Source organism: Winogradskyella sp. MH6, from assembly GCF_022810765.1.
In the GTDB taxonomy this organism is placed as follows: Bacteria; Bacteroidota; Bacteroidia; order Flavobacteriales; family Flavobacteriaceae; genus Winogradskyella.
The window spans coordinates 39,758-62,470 of sequence record NZ_CP094494.1; the positions used below are offsets into that span (position 1 = coordinate 39,758).

A 22,713-nucleotide genomic window follows, 5' to 3' on the forward strand; every position below is an offset into this window, starting at 1 on the left:
TATTTTTGCAGCATTAATTTAAGCTCAAAAACATGTCTAATATTCAACAATTAGAAGATTTAACCACTCAAGTTCGTAGAGATATTCTACGCATGGTACACAAAGTAAATTCTGGTCATCCAGGCGGATCGTTAGGTTGTGCAGAATTTTTCGTTTGCCTTTACAAAGAAATAATGGAAACCAAAGAAGGTTTTGATATGGATGGCATAGGAGAAGATTTATTCTTCTTATCTAACGGTCATATTTCACCTGTATATTATAGTGTACTTGCCAGAACTGGTTATTTTCCAGTTGATGAATTGAACACATTTAGATTAATAGATTCTAGATTACAAGGTCATCCAACCACACATGAAGGTTTACCTGGTATCAGAATAGCATCTGGTTCTTTAGGACAAGGGATGTCTGTGGCTATAGGTGCTGCAGAAACCAAGAAATTAAACAATGACAATCATCTTATTTATAGTCTTCATGGAGATGGTGAATTACAAGAAGGCCAAAACTGGGAAGCTATAATGTATGCTGCCGGAAACAATGTAGATAATCTTATTGCAACTGTAGATTTAAACGGACAGCAAATTGATGGCTCTACAGACAACGTTTTACCAATGGGTAATATTAAAGCAAAATTTGAAGCTTTTGGTTGGACTGTTTTAGAAATAGAAAAAGGCAATAACATTGAAGCCATATTAGAAGGTATGCAAAAAGCAAAATCCTTAACAGGAAATGGTAAACCTGTGTGCGTCTTATTAAAAACTGTAATGGGTAATGGTGTAGACTTTATGATGCACACACACGCATGGCACGGAAAAGCACCAAACGATGAGCAATTAGCTATAGGTTTAGCTCAAAATGCAGAAACTCTAGGAGATTATTAATCAGCAATCAAAATCACAGAATGAAAACATATACAAATACAGGAAATAAGGATACACGCTCTGGTTTTGGAGCAGGTTTAACAGAGTTAGGACAAACAAACGAAAATGTTGTTGCACTTTGTGCCGACCTCACCGGATCGCTTAAAATGGATGAGTTTAAAGCTAATCATCCCGAACGTTTCTTTCAGGTTGGTATTGCTGAAGCAAACATGATTGGTATGGCTGCTGGTATGACCATAGGAGGAAAAATTCCTTTTACAGGTACATTTGCCAATTTCTCAACTGGTAGAGTTTATGATCAAATTCGTCAAAGTGTAGCATATTCACATAAGAATGTAAAAATTTGTGCTTCACATGCTGGTGTTACATTGGGTGAAGATGGAGCGACACACCAAATTTTGGAAGATATTGGACTAATGAAGATGCTACCTGAAATGACCGTCATCAATACTTGTGATTATAACCAAACAAAGGCTGCTACATTAGCTATTGCAAAACACAACGGTCCTGTATATTTAAGATTTGGTCGTCCTAAAGTACCAAATTTTACACCAGAAAATGGTAAATTTGAAATTGGTAAAGCTGTAAAACTAACCGATGGAAACGATGTTACAATCGTTGCAACAGGTCACTTAGTATGGGAAGCGCTTGAAGCTGCCAAAGCTTTAAATGATAATGGCATTAGTGCTGAAGTAATAAATATTCACACTATAAAGCCATTAGATGACAAAGCTATTTTAGACTCTATTTCTAAAACAGGATGTATTGTTACTGCAGAAGAGCACAATTATTTAGGTGGTCTTGGAGAAAGTGTTGCCAGAGTATTAGCACAGCACAAACCAACACCACAAGAGTTTGTTGCAACTAACGATACTTTTGGTGAATCTGGTACTCCTGCACAGCTTATGGATAAGTACGGTTTAAATAGTTCTGCTATACAAGAAGCCGCAAAAAAAGTTCTTAAAAGAAAATAACTTCATTTTGGCAGCGTTTTTGATATTAGATACCTAATCTTAAAAACGAACATTATGAAAAATTTGAAAAAAGCAGCTCTATTAGCTGTAGTTCTAGCATTTGTTGGATTAAGTGCTCATGCGCAAAAGGGAAGTGCTTTTGGGTTTAAAGGCGGTTTAAATTATAGTGCCAATGGAGATTATTTTGAGTCTATTGGTGACAATGCTAAAAACCCTGACCGAAATATAGGTTATCATATTGGCCTATTTGGTAAAATTGGGAATCAACTATACTTTAGACCAGAACTCGTTTACACAGCTACCAAAAGTGATTACGATAATAATGTCTTTAATATAAAGAAAATAGATGCTCCACTTTTGGTTGGAATAAAAGTTTTAGGACCTGTTAGTGTCTTTGGCGGTCCTTCTTTACAATACATTTTAGATACCGAGTTTGAAGGTATTGACATTGATAATGTTGAAGACGATTTCTCAGTAGGCTTAAACTTTGGTATAGGACTTAACTTTAACAAAATTGGAATAGACTTGAGATACGAACGCGGTTTTAATGACAATGAAGCCACATTCATTAATAATAATTTAGGTTCAGGTGTTTCTAGTAGGATTGATACTAGACCAGATCAATTGATACTAAGTCTATCTATTGCATTATAAGTATAAACAACTTTAAAATCTTTTAAATAAAAAAAGCCGCTATAGTTAGCGGCTTTTTTTATTGCTTTTATTTGTAGTTCTACTACTCGCTTTCTTCATTATAATTAATGGCGATATCTTCTTGTAAATAATCTGGTGTACCATTGTTATCAGAATCTACAACCTTTACAGTATTAATTGTAATGATACCTGCCGTTTCTGATCTACTCACCTCATATTCACCTTCATCTAAGACAGGCTCTTCTTCATTAATATTTGTGTCAACTGTATATGTATTGGACATTAATTCATCAAAAGTATTAACACCATCTCCATCGTCATCTAAATCAACATAATTTGGAGCAAAATCTTCGTCTGTATCATCGTCTAAAACATCTAAGTTAGCATCTATATCTTCTATGTAAGAAGGTATACCATCACCATCATGATCTACTTCATTATACTGCAACAACTCAAACTTAAAAATTAGATTAGAGTAAGCCGGTAAAGTTCCAGAGGCTGTTCCTGAAAAATATGCCAATCCTGAAGGTAAAAACATCATCCCTAAACCATAATCATTATACTCTACAATACCATTATTCAATGTAAAGTCGCTAGATGTTGAAAACTGCGATAAGATTAATTGCCAACCTCTTATAACACCTCCCGAAAAACCAACACCTTGCATTAAAAGGTCTACAGGAGTAACAACACCATCAAAAACCTCTCCTGTCTCTACTAAAGACCCTTCATAATTTACCCTAACTTGGTCAGTAAATCTTGGTGAATCGCCACCTCCTTGATTCAATCTTAAAACATAATATTCATAGTCTTCTTCTTCATAAGTCGTTGTATGCGTTTCTACAGCATCTAAAAGTAAAGTATGACCTGTAGGGACATCCTCACCTTCTGCCAGTTCTGTAATAATGATATCTGAATACTTATGATTTATACCTGTCAGAAAAAAATCTGAATTGTAATAATGTGTAGACAGGTAATCGATAAGCGAATCACTATCCGCTAATTGTTGCTCTCCTCTATCTCTAATTTCCACATCCGGCACAGTAACATCATCATCTTTACAAGAAATTACAACAACCGATACAAATACTAAATAAACTATAAACTTTATTGATTTCATATTCTAATTATTATTTTGACAAGATTAACCACAAATCTTATCAAGTGTTCATTATTGCTTTAATATGTGGCGCAAGATACATTAAATTAATATTTTTATGCCAAAAGGTTAACGTAGATTTTAGTTAAAAAATATATGCGAATAGATAAATATCTTTGGTGTGTGCGCTATTACAAAACACGTAGTATAGCAACCCAAGCTTGCAAAAAAGGTCAAATAAAGATAAATGGTGCTGTAGCAAAGCCATCTAGAGAGATTTACCCAACCGACAAAATAGAATTAAGAAAGGATCAGATTACCTATCAGCTTACGGTTAACGATCTACCTCCTAATCGCGTTGGTGCAAAGCTTGTGGACATATACAGAACAGATACGACCCCAAAAGAAGCTTTTGAGGCCAAAGAACTCTTGAAATATAGCAAAGATTACTACCGTAAAAAAGGAACAGGACGACCAACTAAAAAAGACAGACGAGATATAGATAGTTTTTATGAAGAAGAATAAATTTGACAAAGCCTATTGGGATCATAGGTATAAGGAGAATAAAACCGGATGGAATATTGGATATGCATCACCACCGATAAAAGAATATATTGAACAATTAAAAGACAAATCGACTTCTATTTTAATACCAGGTGCTGGCAATAGTTTTGAAGCCGAATTGTTATGGAACAAAGGGTTTGCAAATACTTTTGTTTTAGATATTGCCAAACAACCTCTAGAAAATTTAAAAAAAAGGGTTGAGAGCTTTCCTGATGAACAACTGCTACATGACGATTTTTTTGAGCTTAACCAAAAGTACGACCTCATCATTGAGCAAACTTTTTTCTGCGCATTAAATCCTGATTTGAGAAAGCAATATGTAGAAAAAATGTTTCAGCTATTAAAACCTAATGGAAAACTAGCTGGCTTGCTTTTCGATTTTCCATTAACCGAATCTGGGCCACCTTTTGGCGGAAGTGTAGAAGAATATAATGCTATCTTCAGTAAATACTTTAAAATTAAAACACTGCAACGCGCAACAAATTCTATCAAAGAAAGACAAGGTAAAGAACTGTTTTTTATCTTTGAACGACTTTAATTTAATTTACTTATTAAAACAAAACCACACACCATGGCACTTACTAAAAATACCATTTTAAGTCATAAAGAGATTGAGCACAAAATAAGACGTATTGCTTATCAGATTTATGAAAGCAACGTAAATGAAACTGAAATTATAATAGCTGGTATTGAGAGTAATGGATATGTGTTGGCTAAAAAAATTAAATCACAACTCGATAAGATTTCTGATATAAGCTCTACACTTTGCAAAGTTACAGTTGATAAAGATGAACCAACTAAGCCAATTAAAACGTCAATAAAAAGTGAGGACTACTCTAATAAGTCTATTGTTTTAATTGATGACGTTTTAAACTCTGGCAGTACTTTAATTTATGGTATCAAACATTTTTTAGATGTGCCTTTAAAACAGTTTAAAACTGCGGTATTGGTTAATCGAAACCACAAAAAGTATCCTGTAAAAGCAGATTTTAAAGGTATTTCTTTATCAACTTCGCTTTTTGAACATGTACATGTCAACCTATCCAAACAACCTTACGAAGCTTATCTAGATTAAAGCCATTAAAATATCTTCAACAATATCTTTCTCAGATTTATAATCTGTGTTAATAATACAAGAAGCCTGATTGTAATATTGAGTACGTTCAAACAGGTGCTTACCTATAAACTCAGTAAGGTCTTCCTTAGTTTTTAAATGACTAATTAAAGGCCTGCTATTTTTTTCTTTAAATAAACGTTCTACTAAATTCGGAAGTGATAATTTTAAGTAGAACAATCTCACACTAGACTCATTAAGAAGTAGGTCTATATTATTACCATAACAAGGTGTACCGCCACCCAAAGCTAAAACAATATTGTCTTTTGAATATAGAATTTTATTGAGATAGTATGTCTCTTTTTTTCTAAAGTAGATCTCCCCTTTATTTTTAAATAAATCAGGAATTGGAGCATTTTCTTCATTAGAAATATAGTCGTCTAAGTCTAAGAAATTGTAATTCAACATGGTAGCCAAATTCTTACCAATTGTAGATTTACCAGACCCCATATATCCCATTAAAGCAACTATCATAAGACGTATTTTTTTGATTTTTAATTAACTAAGCTAGTGCATCACAAAAAAACAAAAATTTAAATAAAAAAAGTGTTGTTTTATTAATTAAACATTATATATTTGCACCCGCATTAGAGAAGCACATTTAATGTTAGACCGGGTAGCTCAGTTGGTAGAGCATCTCCCTTTTAAGGAGAGGGTCCTGGGTTCGAGCCCCAGCCCGGTCACAAAAGTTAAGCGTTATTGCTTAACTTTTTTTTTATATTTACTTTTCATTTTGCGCACGTGGCGGAATTGGTAGACGCGCTGGCTTGAGGGGCCAGTGACCGCTTAGGTCGTGGAAGTTCGAGTCTTCTCGTGCGCACAATTACTTTCGATTTTCCTAAATATATTCTTTCTATTTCTCCATTTCAGGGTTATTAACAACAATTTTTTATTTAAATTTTGTTAATTCTGCTTTTACTATTGGTTAAAAGCTTATTTTTGTTTAAACTTTTTTAAAAAACAATGAACAATATTAAGGATCAGTTTAGTATTAAGGATTTAGAAAACCTGACTGGAATTAAAGCTCACACTATAAGAATATGGGAGAAACGCTATAATTTATTACAACCTAAGCGTACTGATACCAATATACGATATTATGACTTAGCTAGCTTTCAGAAATTATTAAATGTTAGCTATTTGAATAATAATGGCTACAAAATTTCTAAAATTGCCACGATAGAAAAAAGTAAAATACCAACGTTAGTTAGAGAGATTGCTTCAGAAAACAATATGGAAAGTCACGCCATCAATGCTTTCAAACTATCAATGCTAAACTTTGATCAGGCTCTATTTTACAAGACATACAACGCTCTACTAAATGAAAAAGATTTTGAAGATATATTCTATGATATTTTTATTCCACTTTTAACAGAGATAGGATTGTTGTGGCAAACAGATACTATTACACCAGCACATGAGCATTTTCTGTCCTCATTAATACGTCAAAAAATTTTAATCAACACAGAAAAAGCTCAGTCTGAGCAAAAGAATATTTCTAATAAAACATTTGTCCTTTATTTACCTGAAAATGAAATTCATGAGTTAGGGCTATTATTTATAAATCACCAAATAATTAGCAAGGGATATAAATCTATATTTCTGGGATTAAGCGTTCCTCTTGAAAGTTTGGTTGATCTAAAAAATTACTATGATGAGCTTATTTACGTCTCTTATTTTACGGTTAAACCAGAAAAAGATGACATCGAAAAATATATTGAAGACTTTAACCAATTATTAATTAAAGATTCAAACACAAAACTTTGGATTTTAGGTCAAATGCTGAACGCCTTAGATATAGAAAAATTGCCTAAAGGCGTATCAGCATTTAAAAGCATTAAATCCTTAACAAGTAACCTCAAATAATGAGTAAAACAATATCCATAATTGGCTCAGGCTTTTCTTCTCTTTCTGCTGCTTGCTACTTAGCAAAAGCTGGTTATGATGTATCTGTTTTTGAAAAAAACGATAGTGTGGGTGGCAGAGCCAGACAGCTCATTAAGGATGGTTTTACTTTTGATATTGGCCCTAGTTGGTATTGGATGCCAGATATCTTTGAAAAGTTCTTTAATGACTTTAACAAAAGCACTAGTGATTATTATGAATTAGATAAATTAAGTCCTGCTTATAAGATTTTCTTTTCTGATGAAGTGATTACGATTGGTGACCACATGGATCAGATCTGCGAAGAATTTGAACGCATAGAATCTGGTAGCTCAAAACCACTCCGTAAATTTATAGCTCAAGCCCAAGACCACTATGATATTGCAATTAACAAAGTAGTCTTAAAACCTGGCATTTCTCCATTTGAGTTAGTAACTAAGGATACAGTTACAAGAGTTGATCGCTTTTTCAAAACCATAAGTTCTGAAGTTAGAAAAAACTTTAAAAATCCTAAACTCGTTTCCACTTTAGAGTTCCCTGTACTATTCTTAGGAGCTAAACCCAACCAAACTCCTTCGTTTTATAGCTTTATGAATTTCGCAGACTTTGGTTTAGGCACATGGCACCCAAAAGGCGGCATGTATGAAATTATTAAAGCCATGGAAAGTCTTGCGAAAAGTTTAGGAGTTAAAATTTACACCAATAGTAATGTTGAAAAAATTAATGTCGAAAACGGAAAAACCACAGGTATCACAGTAAATGGTAATTTGATAGTCACTAATGTTGTTTTGAGTGGAGCAGATTATCATCATTCCGAAACTTTATTAGATAAAAACTATAGACAATACTCAGAAGCATATTGGGACAAACGCACTTTTGCTCCTTCTTCTCTTCTATTTTACGTTGGTTTCAACAAAAAATTAAAAAACATAGAACATCATAATTTGTTTTTTGACACAGATTTTGAAAACCATGCAGAAGATATATATGATGACCCAAAATGGCCTAAAAACCCACTGTTTTACGTAAACTTTCCTTCAGTAACGGATGAGAGTATGGCGCCTGAAGGATGTGAAACAGGTTTTTTTCTTATTCCTATCGCTCCAGGTTTAGAGGACACACCAGAACTAAGACAACAATATTTTGATATCATCATAAATCGCTTTGAAAACTTAACATATCAAGATGTAAAAGACAGTATTCTGTTTAAAGAATCATTTTGTGTTAACGATTTTATAAGTGAATACAATTCATACAAAGGAAATGCCTATGGCATGGCAAATACCTTAAGACAGACTGCTTTTTTAAGACCAAAATTAAAAAGCAAAAAAGTAGATGGATTATACTTTACAGGGCAATTAACAGTTCCTGGTCCAGGTGTACCTCCATCTTTAATTTCAGGAAAATTAGTTTCTGATCTCATCCTTAAAAACGAAGTTTAATCGCATAGAAAAAAGACCGTATTATGAAATCAATTTTTGACAGTGTTTCCAGAGAATGTAGCAAGTTAGTAACTAATGCTTACAGTACGTCATTTTCTATGGCAACAAAGATGCTTTCAGATAGCATTAGACAAGATATTTACAATATTTATGGTTTTGTTCGTTTTGCAGATGAGATTGTAGACACGTTTCACGATTACGACAAAGAAAAGCTATTCAACAATTTTGAAACTGATTTAGAAGCTGCATTACAGGATAGAATAAGCTTGAATCCAATCCTTAACTCTTTTCAGGACACTTATCACAAATACAATATAGATAAGCATTTGGTTGAAGCCTTTATGAACAGCATGCGATTAGACTTATACAAAAAAGACTATCTCACCGAAGAAGAATACAAAAACTACATCTACGGCTCTGCTGATGTTGTAGGATTAATGTGTCTGAAAGTTTTTGTAAAAGGAGATAATGAAAAGTATGAAGATCTTAAAGACTCAGCCATGAGTTTGGGTTCCGCTTTTCAGAAAGTAAATTTTCTAAGAGACTTAAAAGCTGATTTTGAAGATTTGAGTCGAACCTATTTCCCTAACACAGACTTAAATCAATTAGATGAAGCTTCAAAAAAAGCAATTATTGATGATATTGAAGCTGATTTCGCAAAAGGTTTACAGGGCATAAAACGTCTACCTCTTGAAGCACGTTTTGGAGTGTTTATGGCTTATCGCTATTACAACAAACTACTTCAAAAATTAAAACAGACACCTGCTTTAGAGATAAAATCGGCTAGAATTAGAGTACCTAATTACAAAAAGATTGAGCTACTTACGCGCAGTTACGTGAAATTTCATTTAAATTTATTATAACTCACAACCAAAGTATTATGCAAACTTTTTATTGGATCTTAATCTTTTTTGGAACATTCTTCATTATGGAGTTTAACGCTTGGTTTACCCATAAATATATTATGCATGGATTTCTTTGGAGTTTACACAAAGACCATCACCAAAAAGACCACGACAGCTGGTTTGAGCGCAATGACGCATTTTTTATTTTTTATGCTATTGTAAGTATGATCTGCTTCTACCTTTGGAATTACGAAGGCGTTTGGTACACCTTACCCATAGGTTTGGGCATATTATTTTATGGTATCGCTTACTTTGTAGTACACGACATTTTTATTCACCAACGTTTTAAATGGTTAAGAAATATTGACAATAAATACGCAAGAGGTGTAAGACGTGCTCATAAAATTCACCACAAACACTTAGGCAAAGAGCATGGTGAAAATTTTGGAATGCTCATTGTTCCGTTTAAATACTTTAAATAGTCTATTCTGAGAGTAGTTGATCTAATTGACTGCGAACATTATCACTATTCCAATCTACTGCACCAGATTCATCTATAACAATTTCACCTTTTTTATTAATTATAAAAGTTCGAGGAATAGATTTGGTAAATAATGCATGTGGAACGTTGTTAATAGGATTATAAACCTCGAACGTATAGTCCTTTTTTATTTTAAAACTACTAACAACATCAAAATTGTCATTAGTCACAAACAAAAATTTCACTTTATCATTATAATCTTTATACAACTCTTGAAGGCTTGGCATTTCTGCAATACAAGGTGGACACCAAGTTGCCCAAAAGTTAATGAGTACAACTTCACCTTTGGCAGACTCAAAATCTAGAATTGTATTATTATCTGACTGCAGCTTCCAATTACTATATGTAATTTTCACTCTTTCATCATTATCAATTAAAGTTGATTGATTTATATAGCTTAATCCTTTATGTAGCCATATCTGTATAGGCTGTCTTGTCTGTGGAATAATAAGTAGCAATATTATTATTAAAAAAACAATATTGCTTTTGTTGAGTTTTCTTTTCATCAATTACAAAATTAAGCCGAAGTACTGAAAATCCTAATTTGTCGACGGTTGAAATCAATGACATCTGCTTCTTTTAGCTCGTTCATTAAAATATTCAGTGTAGGACGAGAAACACCTATTAGTGATGCGATATCTTTTTGGGTATACGGATGATCAATAACATGATCTCCTGTTTTTTCACAATCGTAACCATAATCTGTACACAACTCATTCAAAAACTCTAATAGTCTGGTTTTAGAATCCTTAAAAAGTAATAGCTGCAGTCGACGTTCTAATTTTTTAAACTTAAAACCTATAAACTTATAAATTCTCAGACTAAAGGTTTTGTTATCTCTCATCAAATCATGCATTGTATCTACTCCAACTGGACAAATAGAGGTTTGATTATCTAGAGATTGAGCAAATTCATCACGCTTCTCTTCACCTAAAATCGCTTTCTCTCCAAACAACTCTCCCTTTCTTAAAATTGCTTTAACCACTTCTGTACCATCCTCATTGTAATAACCTATCTTAACTTTACCTTTTTCTATTAAATACACCTTGTTGGCAGCATCTTCTTCAAAATATATATAATCACTTTTTTTATAAGCATCAAATGTATGGCACGCTTTATACTGTTTAAACTTATGAGGGCAGAGCAAATTAAATAAATTCACATCTTCAAGTATCCAGATAGAATTCATGACTAAAGAAAGATTTAATTGAGTTAAAATAAAAGTCGTTAAATCTATCTATACCTTTCAAAGTAAAAACAAAAAAACTCTCAGTTAACAACCGAGAGTTTTTATCTATTTCCAAAAGAGTTAGCTATTTAAGCATTTTGCTTCTTAATTAAATTAAGTGCAGAACCTTCTTTATACCATTCAATTTGTGCATCATTATATGTATGGTTTAAAGCAATAACATCTTTAGAACCATCTGAGTGCACAACCTCAACATGTAGTTGCTTATCTGGTGCAAACTCATTTAAATCTAAGAAGTTAAATGTATCATCTTCTTGAATTAAATCGTAATCTGCTTCGTTAGCAAAAGTAAGACCTAACATACCTTGTTTTTTAAGGTTTGTCTCGTGGATACGAGCAAAAGATTTTACAATTACAGCTGCAACACCTAAGTGTCTAGGCTGCATAGCTGCATGCTCTCTAGAAGATCCTTCACCATAGTTATGATCTCCTACAACAACAGACCATATACCATGTTTTTTATAATCTCTCTGAGTGTCTGGCACACCACCATACTCACCAGTTAGTTGGTTTTTAACAAAGTTAGTTTTCTTGTTAAAGGCGTTTACAGCACCAATTAAAGTATTGTTTGCAATGTTATCTAAATGCCCTCTAAAACGTAACCAAGGGCCAGCCATAGAAATATGGTCTGTAGTACATTTTCCAAAAGCCTTAATTAACAATTTAGCACCAGTAACAGAATCTCCAATAGGCTCAAATGGTGTTAATAATTGTAATCTCTCAGAATCTGGCTTTACAGTAACCTCTACTCCACTTCCATCAGCAACTGGCTCTAAATATCCATTTTCTTTTACTTCGAAACCTTTTGGTGGTAATTCCCATCCTGTTGGTTCATCTAGCATTACCTCTTCACCATTCTCGTTAATTAACTTATCAGTCATTGGATTGAAATCTAATCGACCAGCAATAGCTACAGCAGCTACCATCTCTGGTGATGCTACAAAGGCATGTGTATTTGGATTCCCGTCAGCACGCTTAGCAAAGTTTCTGTTAAACGAGTGAACTATACTGTTTTTAGGTGCATTTTTTGGATCACTATATCTAGCCCATTGCCCAATACAAGGACCACAAGCATTAGTAAATATCTTAGCGTCTAATTTTTCAAAAACTTCTAGTATTCCATCTCTATCAGCTGTATAACGTACTTGCTCAGAACCTGGATTGATACCAAACTCAGCTTTTGTTTTTAAGCCTTTATCTAAAGCTTGTTGTGCTATAGAAGATGCTCTAGATAAATCTTCGTATGAAGAGTTAGTACAAGAACCGATAAGTCCCCATTCTACCTCCAAAGGCCAATCATTTTCTGTTGCCTTTTCTGTCATTTCTTTACCAGCAGGTGTTGATAAATCTGGCGTAAAAGGACCATTCAATAACGGACTTAATTCAGACAAGTCAATATCAATCACTTGATCAAAATACTGCTCAGGGTTAGCATAAACCTCAGCATCTGCAGTAAGGTATTCTCTAATTTTGTTAGCTTCATCTGCTACATCTTCTCTATCTGTAGCTCTTAGGTAACGCTCCATTGAATCATCATATCCAAACGTAGACGTTGTCGCTCCTATCTCAGCACCCATGTTACAAATTGTACCTTTACCAGTACAAGACATCGATGTTGCTCCAGGTCCAAAATATTCAACAATAGCACCTGTACCACCTTTTACGGTTAAAATTTCAGCTACTTTTAGAATAACATCTTTTGGTGCTGTCCATCCAGATAATTTTCCGGTTAATCTTACACCAATCAATTTTGGAAATTTAAGTTCCCAAGCCATTCCGGCCATTACGTCTACGGCATCTGCTCCACCAACTCCAATAGCTACCATTCCTAGTCCGCCTGCGTTAACCGTATGCGAATCGGTACCAATCATCATTCCACCTGGAAATGCATAATTTTCTAATACCACCTGGTGAATAATACCTGCACCTGGTTTCCAGAAGCCAATACCATATTTATTAGATACTGATTCTAAGAAATTAAACACTTCGCTACTAGTACTATTTGCATGTTTTAAATCTCTAGCAGCACCATCTTTTGCCTGAATTAAATGGTCACAGTGTACAGTGGTTGGCACAGCGACTTTTGGTTTACCAGCTTGCATAAACTGAAGTAATGCCATCTGTGCTGTTGCATCTTGACAAGCAACTCTATCTGGTGCAAAATCTACATAATCCTTACCTCTAGTAAACGCTTTTGTAGGTTTACCATCCCAAAGATGAGCGTATAATATTTTTTCTGAAAGTGTTAATGGTTTTCCAACAATATCTCTGGCTGCATCTACGCGCTCAGTCATGTTAGCATAAACCTTCTTTATCATATCAATGTCAAAAGCCATAAAGTATATTTAAAGGTTGATAATTATTTTAAATTAAAGTGTCACAAATTTACAAAATAGTAGTGATTTTTGAAAATATGTAAAGAAATCAGCAAAACACTGAAAATAAATCACGTAAAGTCTTTTTTTACATATATTATTCTAAAAATTAACGCATTAATTGCCATTTACATATAAAATTAACAATTAGACTTATTTAGAATAATTCTGAATTTTAAAAGTTAAAAAAGAATTTGAACAATAAAAGGTATTAAAAAAGGCTTTCAATGATTTTCTCATCGCTTACACCTTCTGCTTCAGCTTTGTAGTTTTTAATAATTCTGTGTCTTAAAATACCTATTGCAACTGCTTGGATATCTTCAATATCTGGTGAAAATTTTCCTTTTGTAGCAGCATGAGTTTTAGCTGCTAAAATTAAATTTTGTGAGGCACGTGGACCAGCTCCCCAATCTACAAACTCTTTTACTATATCTGCGGCAGTTTGTTCATTTGGTCTTGTTTTAGCTACCAAAGAAACCGCATACTCAATAACATTATCTGCAACAGGAATACGACGTATCACATTCTGAAAATCAATAATTTCTTGAGCTGAAAATAATGCATTAACTGAAGTTTGAATATCTGTAGTTGTTGCTTTTACAACCTCAACTTCTTCTTTAAAAGATGGGTATTGTAGTCGTATTGCAAACATAAAACGGTCTAACTGTGCTTCTGGTAAAGGATAAGTTCCCTCTTGTTCTATGGGGTTTTGTGTTGCTAACACAAAGTAAGGCAAACTCAACTTGTATTGATGACCTGCTACAGTTACAGCTCTCTCTTGCATAGCTTCTAGGAGCGCAGCCTGAGTTTTTGGTGGTGTTCTGTTAATCTCGTCAGCGAGGATGATGTTAGCGAAGATTGGACCTTTTATAAATTTAAAGTGACGATCTTCATCTAAAATTTCACTTCCTAAAATATCACTAGGCATTAAATCTGGTGTAAACTGAATGCGCTTAAAATCTAAGCCAAGTGCTTGCGCAATTGTATTTACCATTAAGGTTTTTGCTAAACCTGGTACACCTATTAAAAGTGAATGTCCACCTGAAAAAATTGAAATTAAGATTTGGTCTACAACATCTTCCTGACCAATAATCACCTTAGCTATTTCTTGCTTTAGTGTTTTGTATTTGTTTACGAAGTTTTCGATTACAGCAACATCAGACATAGGCTATTGTGTTTTTAACCAATTACTCTGGTATTCGCAATTTCTGTATTCGCCATTTATCTTTACATAGGTCTCTGCGATTACCTCTTTTTGCCATTTTTCTATGGCTCTTACTTGCTTATCTTGAAGTGCTAATTCTTTAATCTTTAAATAATCTCTAGCATAGTCGGCTTCATGGTCGTCAATACGATCTGTTACAGTCATTATCTTAAACTTAATATTGTTTATTCTGTCTTCATCTTGAATAACTTGACTCACCTCACCATCTTTAAGATTTTGTATTTGTGTATACATCTCCGTATCCATTTTGGTCAACTCAAAATTGAAATCTTGTGTTGTAGGATTTGTTAATTTACCTCCTTCATACTTTGTTTCTTCTTCATCACTAAACTCTCTTGCGGCTTCAGCAAAAGTTGTTTTGCCACTAACAATTAAATCTCTAACTCTTTCAATTTCCTCTTTTGCTTTTTGAATGGTCTCTTGAGATAATTCTGGTCGCAATAAAATATGTCTTACTTCATACTCTTGACCTCTAATTTTTTCAAGGTATATGATATGAAAACCAAAATCTGTTTCAAATGGCTCTGATATTTCACCCTCTTGAAGATTAAAGGCAACATCTCTAAACTCTTTTACCATTCTAGGTTTCTTTCTGTTCATGGTTGGCAATAAACCTCCATTGTTCTTAGAACCAGAATCTTCTGAATAAAATAGAGCCTTAGTGGCAAACTTAGATGACCCGCTTTCTACATCTTTCTTAAACCCATTAAGTCTATCAATTACTGCTTGTTTAGCTTCTTCTGTAACTTCTGGTATTACAACAATTTGGGCAACCTTTAGTTCTGTTCCAAACGTTGGTCTTTCGTCTTTTGGTATGTCATTAAAGAAGGTTCTCACCTCTTCTGGAGTAACTTCAACATCGTCAATTACTTTTTTCTGCATTTCCTGAGCGAGGTAAGCATTTTTATTTATCTCATACATTTCATCTCTTAAAGCTTGTTCAGAATCCTTTTTATAGAAATTCAACAAACCTTGCATGTCGCCTCTGGTTTGTGCCATTATACCTTGTATTTGTTGGTCTACAAGAGATTTAATATACAACTCATTTACAATAATACTATCTTGAATAGCCTGGTGCGCATATAACTTTTTCTCTAAAAGGCTACCAAAAAGTTCGCAGCGCGAAACGCCACTTAAGTCTGCTCCTTGCGCTTCTAGCTGAGCAATCTCACGGTCTAAATCGGACTCTAATACAATATAGTCTCCAACAACAGCAGCTACACCATCGGCTTTAACTCTGGTGGCATTAACCACAGAGTCTTTTGCTTTTTCTTTTACAACTTCATCTTGAATAATCTCTTGAGCACCAATGGTACCAACATACAGAAAACAACAAAGACTTAAAGTCTTAGTTATAGATTTGAAATTTATTGTTCTTAATTGCATCTTTTGAAATATCTTTTTCTAGTTGTTTAATAAGCTCTAGTTTACGCTTATTAATTACAATTTGTTTTATCGATTTGCCGACATACTCTAATGGTGCATAATCATTCTGCAAACGAATGTCATTAACATGCATCAAATATAGGTTTATTGAATCTTTGAGCTGTAAGAAATTAGATTTTTTTAACAGTTGGTCTTTACTTTCTTGAGTTACCACAGGAACTTTATCTACAACCTGACTTAATTTTACCCAAAGAGAATCATTAAGAGAATACGATTTAAATTGTACTGAAATGGAATCTAAATAGCGCTTATCCTTAGCCTCATAACGTTTAAATCTATTTTTTATAGTATCTAAATCTATGGGATTAAGTGGTAAACTTATATATCGTAACTGTAATAAATCATCATTAAGCTTGAAAGATTCTTTATTGGCTTCATAAAATACTTCAGCCTCATCTGTATTAACTATTGTATCAATATTCTTTTTTACCAAGGCTTCTAAATAGGCTTTGGTATACAAATCACTTTTGTACTGCTCTACCAGTTTAGAAAACTCTTCTTGCTTTTCTTGAGATAGGTTTAGTAATGCTCCATCCATGAGCAGTAATTGGCGTGCCCATCTATTTATATAACCATTTACTATAACCAAGCTATCTTCTTTGCTTGTTCCTTCTGGTACTAAGCCCTCAACATCTTCTTTGTATAAATACGTTTCATTAACTCTTGCTATAGGCTCTCTGTCATCTGTTTTTTTAAAAAAATCACAGCTGAAACACCCCAAACAAACAACCAGTATAAAGAACGTCTTCTTCAAGAAAATTTATTGATTTTTAATTTTAGTTTTTACCTTCTCAAGCGCTTTCTCATTAAGCTCAACCTTAAAACGCTTGTGTAGACTGTTAATCCAATTAGCTTCAATCTCGGTTTGGTAATCATTTATCACATTACCTTTAGCCTCTTCTAAAGTTTTGTTTCCTGCTGGCAATACAGACTTAACGTCTATAACATGAAACGCATCGTTGTGTGAATATATTTCAGATACACCTTGTTCTATCTTAAGATTAGCTGGAAGTTTGGGATCATTAGTATTAAAAACACCTTTAGTAAAAATGATGTTTTTTTGACTGTCTGTATCTAAGGCTTTCTTTATCTCTTCTTCAGATTTTCCTTTTTTCATCATTTTTAAAGCCTTTTTGGCATAATCCTCATTTGCAGAAGTTGCTATTACTACATCTACACGGTCACTCCATTGGTACTTTGCTTTATGCTTTTGATAAAATGCTTCTAAACCAACAGTATCTTTAGATGCTTTATTCCAAATTTCTTTTTCCATCAAATCAAACAACAACAAACCGTCTCTATATTCTTTTAAAATATTAGCAAAATCCTCATTTTCTAGTTCTAGATTATCTTCTCTGTATTGAAGGATAGAATTCTCAAAAAACTTATCAAACTCATTATCTACGATAACGGAAAAATCACCTTTTTTATTTGCATAGTTACGCTGAGCAGACATAAGGTGATGACCAAACTCTCCGTAAGTAAATGAGCGATTGCCTATAGTGAAAACAATTTTGTCTTTATCAAAGTCTTCTGGTAATCTCCAAGAACGCGTAAAGTAATTGTTATCTAAAAGTGGTGTAAAATATTTTTTAGCTTCTGAATTATATGAAATCTCATAACGCTTTTTTAATTCATCAACCATAGCTTCGTTAATAAGTTGAGATCTAGAATCTCTTTTTACCTTAGATTCTATAGTTGGTTTTAATTCTTCAAAAGACTGTATTGGCTCAAGGCTTATGCGCTTTACGATATGCCAACCATATTCTGATTTAAAAGGCTGACTAATATCACCATCATTTTTCAAAGCAAATGCATGGTCTTCAAAAATCGTTGAACTTAACTGACCGCTCTTAAAAGATGATAATTTTCCACCATTTCTTGCCGAGCTCTTATCATCAGAAAATTGCTTTGCCAAAGACTCAAACTTCTCTCCTTGCTGCAATTTTTTATAAATATCATTGATGCGTTCTTCTGGATTTAAAAGCGAATCTTTTTGCTGTAACGCTATCATAATATGAGCTGCAGTAATGGTTCCTCTAGATGGACGCTTATCGTTAACCTTCACCACATGATAACCAAACTGTGTTCTAAAAGGCATAGAAATTTCGCCTTTTGGTGTGTTGTAAGCTGCCGTTTCAAAATCGTACACCATTTTAAATGCAGAAAAATATCCTAAGTCTTCCAAAAAGATAGTTTGCCCATTATGCACATCTGCTTTTACAGTATCAAACCCTTCTTTAAGTACACGCTCCCTCAACTTTAAAACCTGATTGTAAGCCTCTATCGTATCCTTTGCATTGCCATCTAAACGCACTAATACATGAGATGCATTTACATCAAAGCTGTTGCGCTCGTATGCTTCTTTAACTAATGCATCAGTCACCTTGTTTTCAGAGAGGTAATTTTTTGTTAACTGTTTCTTGTATCTTAAAAACTCTCGTTGGTATTTGGTGTCCTCATCTAGCTTAAGGCGCTTAGCCTCTTTTAGTTTTAACTGATACTCAGTGAATAGTTTTAAATAGCCATCAAAATCTTTTTGACTTTCGTCTTTTACTAAATCTAGATTTTTATTGTAAACCCTTAGAAATTCTGAAGTCATTATTGGCTCATCATCAACCGTTAGCAACACTTCATCTTTTTCTTGAGCAAACGATACATTTAATGCTAGTAAAACTAAAAGCAAAATTTTAAATCTAGGTTTCATATTCATAAAGTTTTCTTCGTTAGATCTTCACATTTATGTTGTGCAAACACCTCAATTTAGAGGTTGAGCAAAAATAACATAAATCACTTATTCTACAAGTTATAGCATCATGTTAATTTATTAATTCCAACTAGATCCAAAAAGGTGATTACAACTTGTAAATAGGTTGAAACGTCGATAAATTAAACTTAGTATTACAGCTTTTGTATACCTTTAAAATTATTGTGAAATTCTAGATGAAATATACAACCGAAATCATAATAGAAAAACCTTTACAAGAGGTAGTCAATAAAATGCACTCCACTGAGAACATGAAACATTGGCAAGAAGGTCTACTAAGTGCAGAGCACATTTCTGGTATTCCAGGTGAGTTTGGTGCTAAAATGAAACTGAAATACAACTTTGGCAAACGTAAAATGGAGTTAATTGAAACTATAACAAAGCAAGACTTTCCAAACGAGTTTCATGCTACATATACTACGAAAGGAGTTAGGAATATTCAACAAAATTATTTTGAAAGCACTCCCGAAGGACATACCAAATGGGTTAGCAAAAACGAATTTCAACCCACAACATTTATGATGAATGCCATGTTGTTTTTAATGCCTGGCGCCTTTAAGAAACAGACAAAAAAATACATGACTAACTTTAAAAACTTTGCCGAAAAAGGCATATCTGTTTCTAATGCGTAAAATAAAATTGATTTGGGACTTTAGAGGTCCTGCAAGCCAAAAAACTGCCGAACACCATTTAATTCACCTTAAAGAGTATATTACCATAAATAAACTTGACATTAGCATTACTGGCGTTGAAACTTTTGGAGACATGCATAGCATCGCTTTTTTAGTGGTTGATGAACCAGAAATGAAAACTTTGAGAGATGCTCTAAAACCACATAGAGGACAAGTCTATTCTGAAAATTAAAACAGGCGCTTTAAAAACGATTGAATAAATCGTTTTGGCGGTACAGATAAGATTATTTTTAAATCTTCAAGCAAGGTAGATTCTTCATCTAAAAACTTAAAAATAGTTTTAACATCTGCTTTTTTGAACATGGATGCAAATAGCACTGCTCCTTCTTCATTATTGTTTGCTAAAACATCTAGAAAAATTAAATCATAAAACCAAAACTTTGATTTTTTATGATACTTGTTTAAATCATTTTCGGTCTTTAAAAACTCAACTAGTGTTTTGGTTTTTTTTGTTGTATTTCTAAAAGTGTAACCTGTACTCGCTTTTGTCCAGCCACCTGCTGTACCAATATTGAGTATGTGTTTTGAATTAAATTCAGAAAACTTAAAAGCTGTCATCGGTATAGCCCCTTTTTCTTTTTCTATTATCTTAAAATCGCTAATCCCTTTTTGCTTTAGATAAACAGCTATAGCATCCTCATATTCATTTAGTTGAAGCAACTCTTTAGAAAATAAGGTGTATTCAAAAAGTGCCGTTTTTTTATTTATTGGCAAGACATACATAAAACGTGTGTTTCCGTTTTGAGGCACGGTAAAATCCATAAAGGTTGCCTTAGAATCATCGAAAACAGCCTCTTCCGCTTTTACAAACCAACCGACAAAATGCTGTTGTAAAACAGGATACTTCTTTTGAAATTGATAAAGCTCAGCTTTATGAATACTATTAAATAGTTTAGCAGCTACATAACTTCCGTTCTTGGTTATGACCTGAACATTAAACTTCTGCTCAGTAAAACTAACAACCTCTTCATTGAGGAATGTTATATTGGTTTTACTTTCAATCTTTTGTTGAAGTGAATTGTAAAAATCTTCACTTCGTATCATTTTGTATTGATATGGGGAAATATCTATTACCTCTTTATGCGTATCGCTTCCAAAGTAAATTTTAGACCAAGTTTTGGTAAGTATATCATCCCATTCTCCTTTACCATTTTCCCAAAAACACCAGGTTCTATCATTACCTTTTTCCTTCTCTTTATCAATGATTAAAATCGATTTATCATCAAAAAAAGGATCCGAAGCCATACGATACGCAAGCATAAGACCTGAAGCTCCAGCACCTAAAATGATATAATCGTAGTTTGTCATTAATAAAATTAAACTCTAGCGAAGATAAGGGTAATTAAACTTATGTTTGCAAAGTTTAATTACCTTGAAGTGCTTTTTTAATCAAAATTTATGAAGTCAACTCTATATTTTCTCATTCTTTTTACATTGCAATTTAGCTTAGCTCAAGACAGTTTATCAACAAAAACCATAATTCCATGGACTAAAGATGTAAAATTAAATTGGGTAGATTTTAAAGGTTCCCCAAATACTAACATTCTTGCTTATGCGCAAACATCTTATAAAATAGATATTTTCCCAACTGAAGTAAATGTAGATGCCAATAATAACATTCAGAATTTTGAAAGTCTTCATGTTGTTGCAAATTTTTACACCAATCACTCTTGGGTCTATAGAGAAAGTGATTATTTATTAAAACATGAGCAGTTGCATTTTGATATAGCAGGTTTGTATGCTTTAAAAATCAATAAAGAGTTCAAAAAACTAATTGCCAATAAAAACGCAAACTTTGATTCGTATTTTGACATTTATCAAAATCTATGGGCAAAATGTAGAGAAACACAAAAGCAATACGATTCAGAAACTCAACATGGTCAACTTGTGGCAGAAAACGATGAATGGATTAAAAAAATTAATGCTGAAATAGAAATGCATTTATAAAAAAAGTCCCACTATTTATGTGAGACTCTTAATTATTTAAGTTTAGAATCGGGTTTATTTTGTTCCCATTAATTCTACATCAAAAACTAATGTCGCATTTGGTGGAATAACACCTCCTGCACCTGCAGCACCATACCCTAAGTCGCTAGGAATTACTAAACGAGCTTTGTCTCCTACATTAAGTAAACAGATACCTTCGTCCCAACCAGGAATAACCTGACCAACACCAACTTGAAAATCTAAAGGAGAATTTCTCTTGTATGAAGAATCGAAAACAGTACCATCTGCTAATTGCCCTTTGTAATGTACAGACACCATGTTACCTTTTTCGGCTTTTTTACCATTTCCTTTTTGAATGATCTTGTAACGTAATCCTGAAGCCGTTTCTTCAAAACCTGCAGCTAATTTATCTAACTCTGCTCTTGCCGCTTCACGCTCTGCAGCAATACGTTTTTCGCGCGCACCTTCAAAAGTTCTAAAAGCTTCAATAGCATTAAAATTTTTGGCAGCATCACCAACTCTTACAATCTCTATACTTTCTATTTTATCTCCTTGTGCTACAGCATCAACAACATCTTGTCCTTCTACCACATTACCAAACACCGTATGCTTACCATCTAACCAAGGGGTTTCTACGTGAGTTATGAAGAACTGGCTACCATTAGTACCAGGACCTGCATTTGCCATAGATAGTTTACCTGGCGCATCGTGTTTTAAATCTGGGTGAATTTCATCATCAAATTTATAACCTGGATTTCCTGTTCCTGTGCCAAGTGGACAACCTCCTTGAATCATAAAATCTGGAATTACCCTATGAAATTTTAAACCATCGTAGTAAGGTGTACCTTGTGGCTTTGCTGAGTTTTCTAAGTTACCCTCTGCTAAGGCTACAAAGTTACCTACTGTACCAGGCGTTTTTTCGAATTCTAAATTGACTAAGATTTCACCTTTTGAGGTGTTGAATTTTGCGTATAATCCGTCTTGCATTGTATTTTCTTTTGTTTAAGGCTGCAAAGA

Annotated in this window: 24 protein-coding genes and 2 tRNA genes; 15 read left to right on the plus strand and 11 right to left on the minus strand. The window is 33.5% G+C overall.

Features of this window, described 5'->3' with window-relative positions; genetic code table 11:
• Nucleotides 1-32 precede the first annotated feature (32 nt).
• The 3 genes from MST30_RS00205 to MST30_RS00215 are packed head-to-tail and all read left to right on the plus strand — an operon-like array spanning nt 33 to nt 2,506.
• Nucleotides 33-878, plus strand: coding sequence for a transketolase (locus MST30_RS00205; protein WP_243472401.1), 846 nt, complete (start codon nt 33-35; stop codon nt 876-878).
• Between the two features lie 20 nt (nt 879-898).
• Nucleotides 899-1,852 (plus strand): transketolase family protein, encoded by a 954-nt coding sequence (locus MST30_RS00210; RefSeq protein ID WP_243472402.1) that lies wholly within the window; start codon nt 899-901, stop codon nt 1,850-1,852.
• 54 nt (nt 1,853-1,906) lie between these two features.
• Nucleotides 1,907-2,506 carry an outer membrane beta-barrel protein gene (locus MST30_RS00215; RefSeq protein WP_243472403.1) on the plus strand — a complete coding sequence of 200 codons (600 nt, stop codon included), beginning with the start codon at nt 1,907-1,909 and terminating at the stop codon, nt 2,504-2,506.
• A gap of 82 nt (nt 2,507-2,588) precedes the next feature.
• On the opposite strand, the gene MST30_RS00220 is transcribed toward MST30_RS00215, so the two are convergent.
• Nucleotides 2,589-3,626 carry a beta-barrel assembly machine lipoprotein BamM gene (locus MST30_RS00220; protein WP_243472404.1) on the minus strand — a complete coding sequence of 346 codons (1,038 nt, stop codon included), beginning with the start codon at nt 3,624-3,626 and terminating at the stop codon, nt 2,589-2,591.
• A gap of 135 nt (nt 3,627-3,761) precedes the next feature.
• Between MST30_RS00220 and MST30_RS00225 the strand changes: the two genes are divergently transcribed.
• Genes MST30_RS00225 through MST30_RS00235 form a run of 3 tightly spaced genes read left to right on the plus strand, consistent with a single transcriptional unit; the run spans nt 3,762 to nt 5,244 of the window.
• Nucleotides 3,762-4,130 (plus strand): Hsp15 family ribosome-associated heat shock protein, encoded by a 369-nt coding sequence (locus MST30_RS00225; protein ID WP_243472405.1) that lies wholly within the window; start codon nt 3,762-3,764, stop codon nt 4,128-4,130.
• Nucleotides 4,117-4,707 carry a methyltransferase gene (locus tag MST30_RS00230; protein WP_243472406.1) on the plus strand — a complete coding sequence of 197 codons (591 nt, stop codon included), beginning with the start codon at nt 4,117-4,119 and terminating at the stop codon, nt 4,705-4,707. The genes MST30_RS00225 and MST30_RS00230 overlap by 14 nt, the downstream gene beginning before the upstream one ends.
• 33 nt (nt 4,708-4,740) lie before the next feature.
• Nucleotides 4,741-5,244, plus strand: a complete 504-nt coding sequence (locus tag MST30_RS00235) for a phosphoribosyltransferase family protein (RefSeq protein ID WP_243472407.1) — start codon at nt 4,741-4,743, stop codon at nt 5,242-5,244.
• Here MST30_RS00235 and MST30_RS00240 read toward each other — a convergent pair.
• The gene (locus MST30_RS00240; RefSeq protein ID WP_243472408.1) at nt 5,236-5,757 is read right to left on the minus strand and encodes a shikimate kinase; all 522 of its coding nucleotides are present in this window, start codon (nt 5,755-5,757) and stop codon (nt 5,236-5,238) included. The two genes, MST30_RS00235 and MST30_RS00240, sit on opposite strands and share 9 nt — an antisense overlap.
• A 136-nt stretch (nt 5,758-5,893) precedes the next feature.
• Between MST30_RS00240 and MST30_RS00245 the strand changes: the two genes are divergently transcribed.
• From MST30_RS00245 to MST30_RS00270, 6 genes are all read left to right on the plus strand, one after another.
• Nucleotides 5,894-5,966 (plus strand) — tRNA-Lys (locus tag MST30_RS00245).
• 52 nt (nt 5,967-6,018) lie between these two features.
• Nucleotides 6,019-6,103: transfer RNA gene (locus MST30_RS00250), tRNA-Leu, on the plus strand.
• 143 nt (nt 6,104-6,246) lie between these two features.
• Nucleotides 6,247-7,149 (plus strand): MerR family transcriptional regulator, encoded by a 903-nt coding sequence (locus MST30_RS00255; protein WP_243472409.1) that lies wholly within the window; start codon nt 6,247-6,249, stop codon nt 7,147-7,149.
• The gene (locus MST30_RS00260) at nt 7,149-8,609 is read left to right on the plus strand and encodes a bifunctional phytoene desaturase/3,4-desaturase (RefSeq protein ID WP_243472410.1); all 1,461 of its coding nucleotides are present in this window, start codon (nt 7,149-7,151) and stop codon (nt 8,607-8,609) included. The genes MST30_RS00255 and MST30_RS00260 overlap by 1 nt, the downstream gene beginning before the upstream one ends.
• 23 nt (nt 8,610-8,632) lie before the next feature.
• Nucleotides 8,633-9,472, plus strand: coding sequence for a phytoene/squalene synthase family protein (locus tag MST30_RS00265; RefSeq protein ID WP_243472411.1), 840 nt, complete (start codon nt 8,633-8,635; stop codon nt 9,470-9,472).
• 17 nt (nt 9,473-9,489) lie between these two features.
• Nucleotides 9,490-9,936 (plus strand): sterol desaturase family protein, encoded by a 447-nt coding sequence (locus MST30_RS00270; RefSeq protein ID WP_243472412.1) that lies wholly within the window; start codon nt 9,490-9,492, stop codon nt 9,934-9,936.
• 1 nt (nt 9,937) lies between these two features.
• Here the strand turns inward: MST30_RS00270 and MST30_RS00275 are convergent, their stop codons facing one another.
• The 7 genes from MST30_RS00275 to MST30_RS00305 form a co-directional block, all read right to left on the minus strand.
• Entirely contained in the window at nt 9,938-10,501 is a 564-nt protein-coding gene (locus tag MST30_RS00275) for a TlpA family protein disulfide reductase (RefSeq protein WP_243472413.1), read from the minus strand.
• A gap of 11 nt (nt 10,502-10,512) precedes the next feature.
• Nucleotides 10,513-11,184 carry a Crp/Fnr family transcriptional regulator gene (locus MST30_RS00280; RefSeq protein WP_243472414.1) on the minus strand — a complete coding sequence of 224 codons (672 nt, stop codon included), beginning with the start codon at nt 11,182-11,184 and terminating at the stop codon, nt 10,513-10,515.
• 128 nt (nt 11,185-11,312) lie between these two features.
• Nucleotides 11,313-13,580 carry an aconitate hydratase gene (locus tag MST30_RS00285; protein WP_243472415.1) on the minus strand — a complete coding sequence of 756 codons (2,268 nt, stop codon included), beginning with the start codon at nt 13,578-13,580 and terminating at the stop codon, nt 11,313-11,315.
• A gap of 250 nt (nt 13,581-13,830) precedes the next feature.
• A complete protein-coding gene (locus tag MST30_RS00290) occupies nt 13,831-14,784 on the minus strand; it encodes an AAA family ATPase (protein WP_243472416.1) in 954 nt (317 codons plus the stop codon).
• 3 nt (nt 14,785-14,787) lie between these two features.
• A complete protein-coding gene (locus tag MST30_RS00295; protein ID WP_243472417.1) occupies nt 14,788-16,230 on the minus strand; it encodes a peptidylprolyl isomerase in 1,443 nt (480 codons plus the stop codon).
• Nucleotides 16,193-17,044 carry a peptidyl-prolyl cis-trans isomerase gene (locus tag MST30_RS00300; RefSeq protein WP_243472418.1) on the minus strand — a complete coding sequence of 284 codons (852 nt, stop codon included), beginning with the start codon at nt 17,042-17,044 and terminating at the stop codon, nt 16,193-16,195. Before MST30_RS00300 ends, MST30_RS00295 begins: the two co-directional genes overlap by 38 nt.
• A gap of 6 nt (nt 17,045-17,050) precedes the next feature.
• Entirely contained in the window at nt 17,051-18,997 is a 1,947-nt protein-coding gene (locus MST30_RS00305) for a peptidylprolyl isomerase (RefSeq protein ID WP_243472419.1), read from the minus strand.
• Between the two features lie 236 nt (nt 18,998-19,233).
• Here MST30_RS00305 and MST30_RS00310 point away from each other — a divergent pair, with 236 nt between their 5' ends.
• The gene (locus MST30_RS00310; protein ID WP_243472420.1) at nt 19,234-19,689 is read left to right on the plus strand and encodes an SRPBCC family protein; all 456 of its coding nucleotides are present in this window, start codon (nt 19,234-19,236) and stop codon (nt 19,687-19,689) included.
• Nucleotides 19,682-19,921, plus strand: coding sequence for a hypothetical protein (locus tag MST30_RS00315; RefSeq protein ID WP_243472421.1), 240 nt, complete (start codon nt 19,682-19,684; stop codon nt 19,919-19,921). The genes MST30_RS00310 and MST30_RS00315 overlap by 8 nt, the downstream gene beginning before the upstream one ends.
• Here MST30_RS00315 and MST30_RS00320 read toward each other — a convergent pair.
• Nucleotides 19,918-21,057, minus strand: a complete 1,140-nt coding sequence (locus MST30_RS00320; RefSeq protein ID WP_243472422.1) for a lycopene cyclase family protein — start codon at nt 21,055-21,057, stop codon at nt 19,918-19,920. The two genes, MST30_RS00315 and MST30_RS00320, sit on opposite strands and share 4 nt — an antisense overlap.
• Nucleotides 21,058-21,147: 90 nt before the next feature.
• Here MST30_RS00320 and MST30_RS00325 point away from each other — a divergent pair, with 90 nt between their 5' ends.
• Entirely contained in the window at nt 21,148-21,696 is a 549-nt protein-coding gene (locus tag MST30_RS00325; RefSeq protein WP_243472423.1) for a DUF922 domain-containing protein, read from the plus strand.
• Between the two features lie 54 nt (nt 21,697-21,750).
• Here MST30_RS00325 and MST30_RS00330 read toward each other — a convergent pair whose 3' ends face one another.
• Complete coding sequence (locus tag MST30_RS00330) at nt 21,751-22,683, minus strand: peptidylprolyl isomerase (RefSeq protein WP_243472424.1); 933 nt, start codon at nt 22,681-22,683, stop codon at nt 21,751-21,753.
• Between the last annotated feature and the right edge of the window lie 30 nt (nt 22,684-22,713).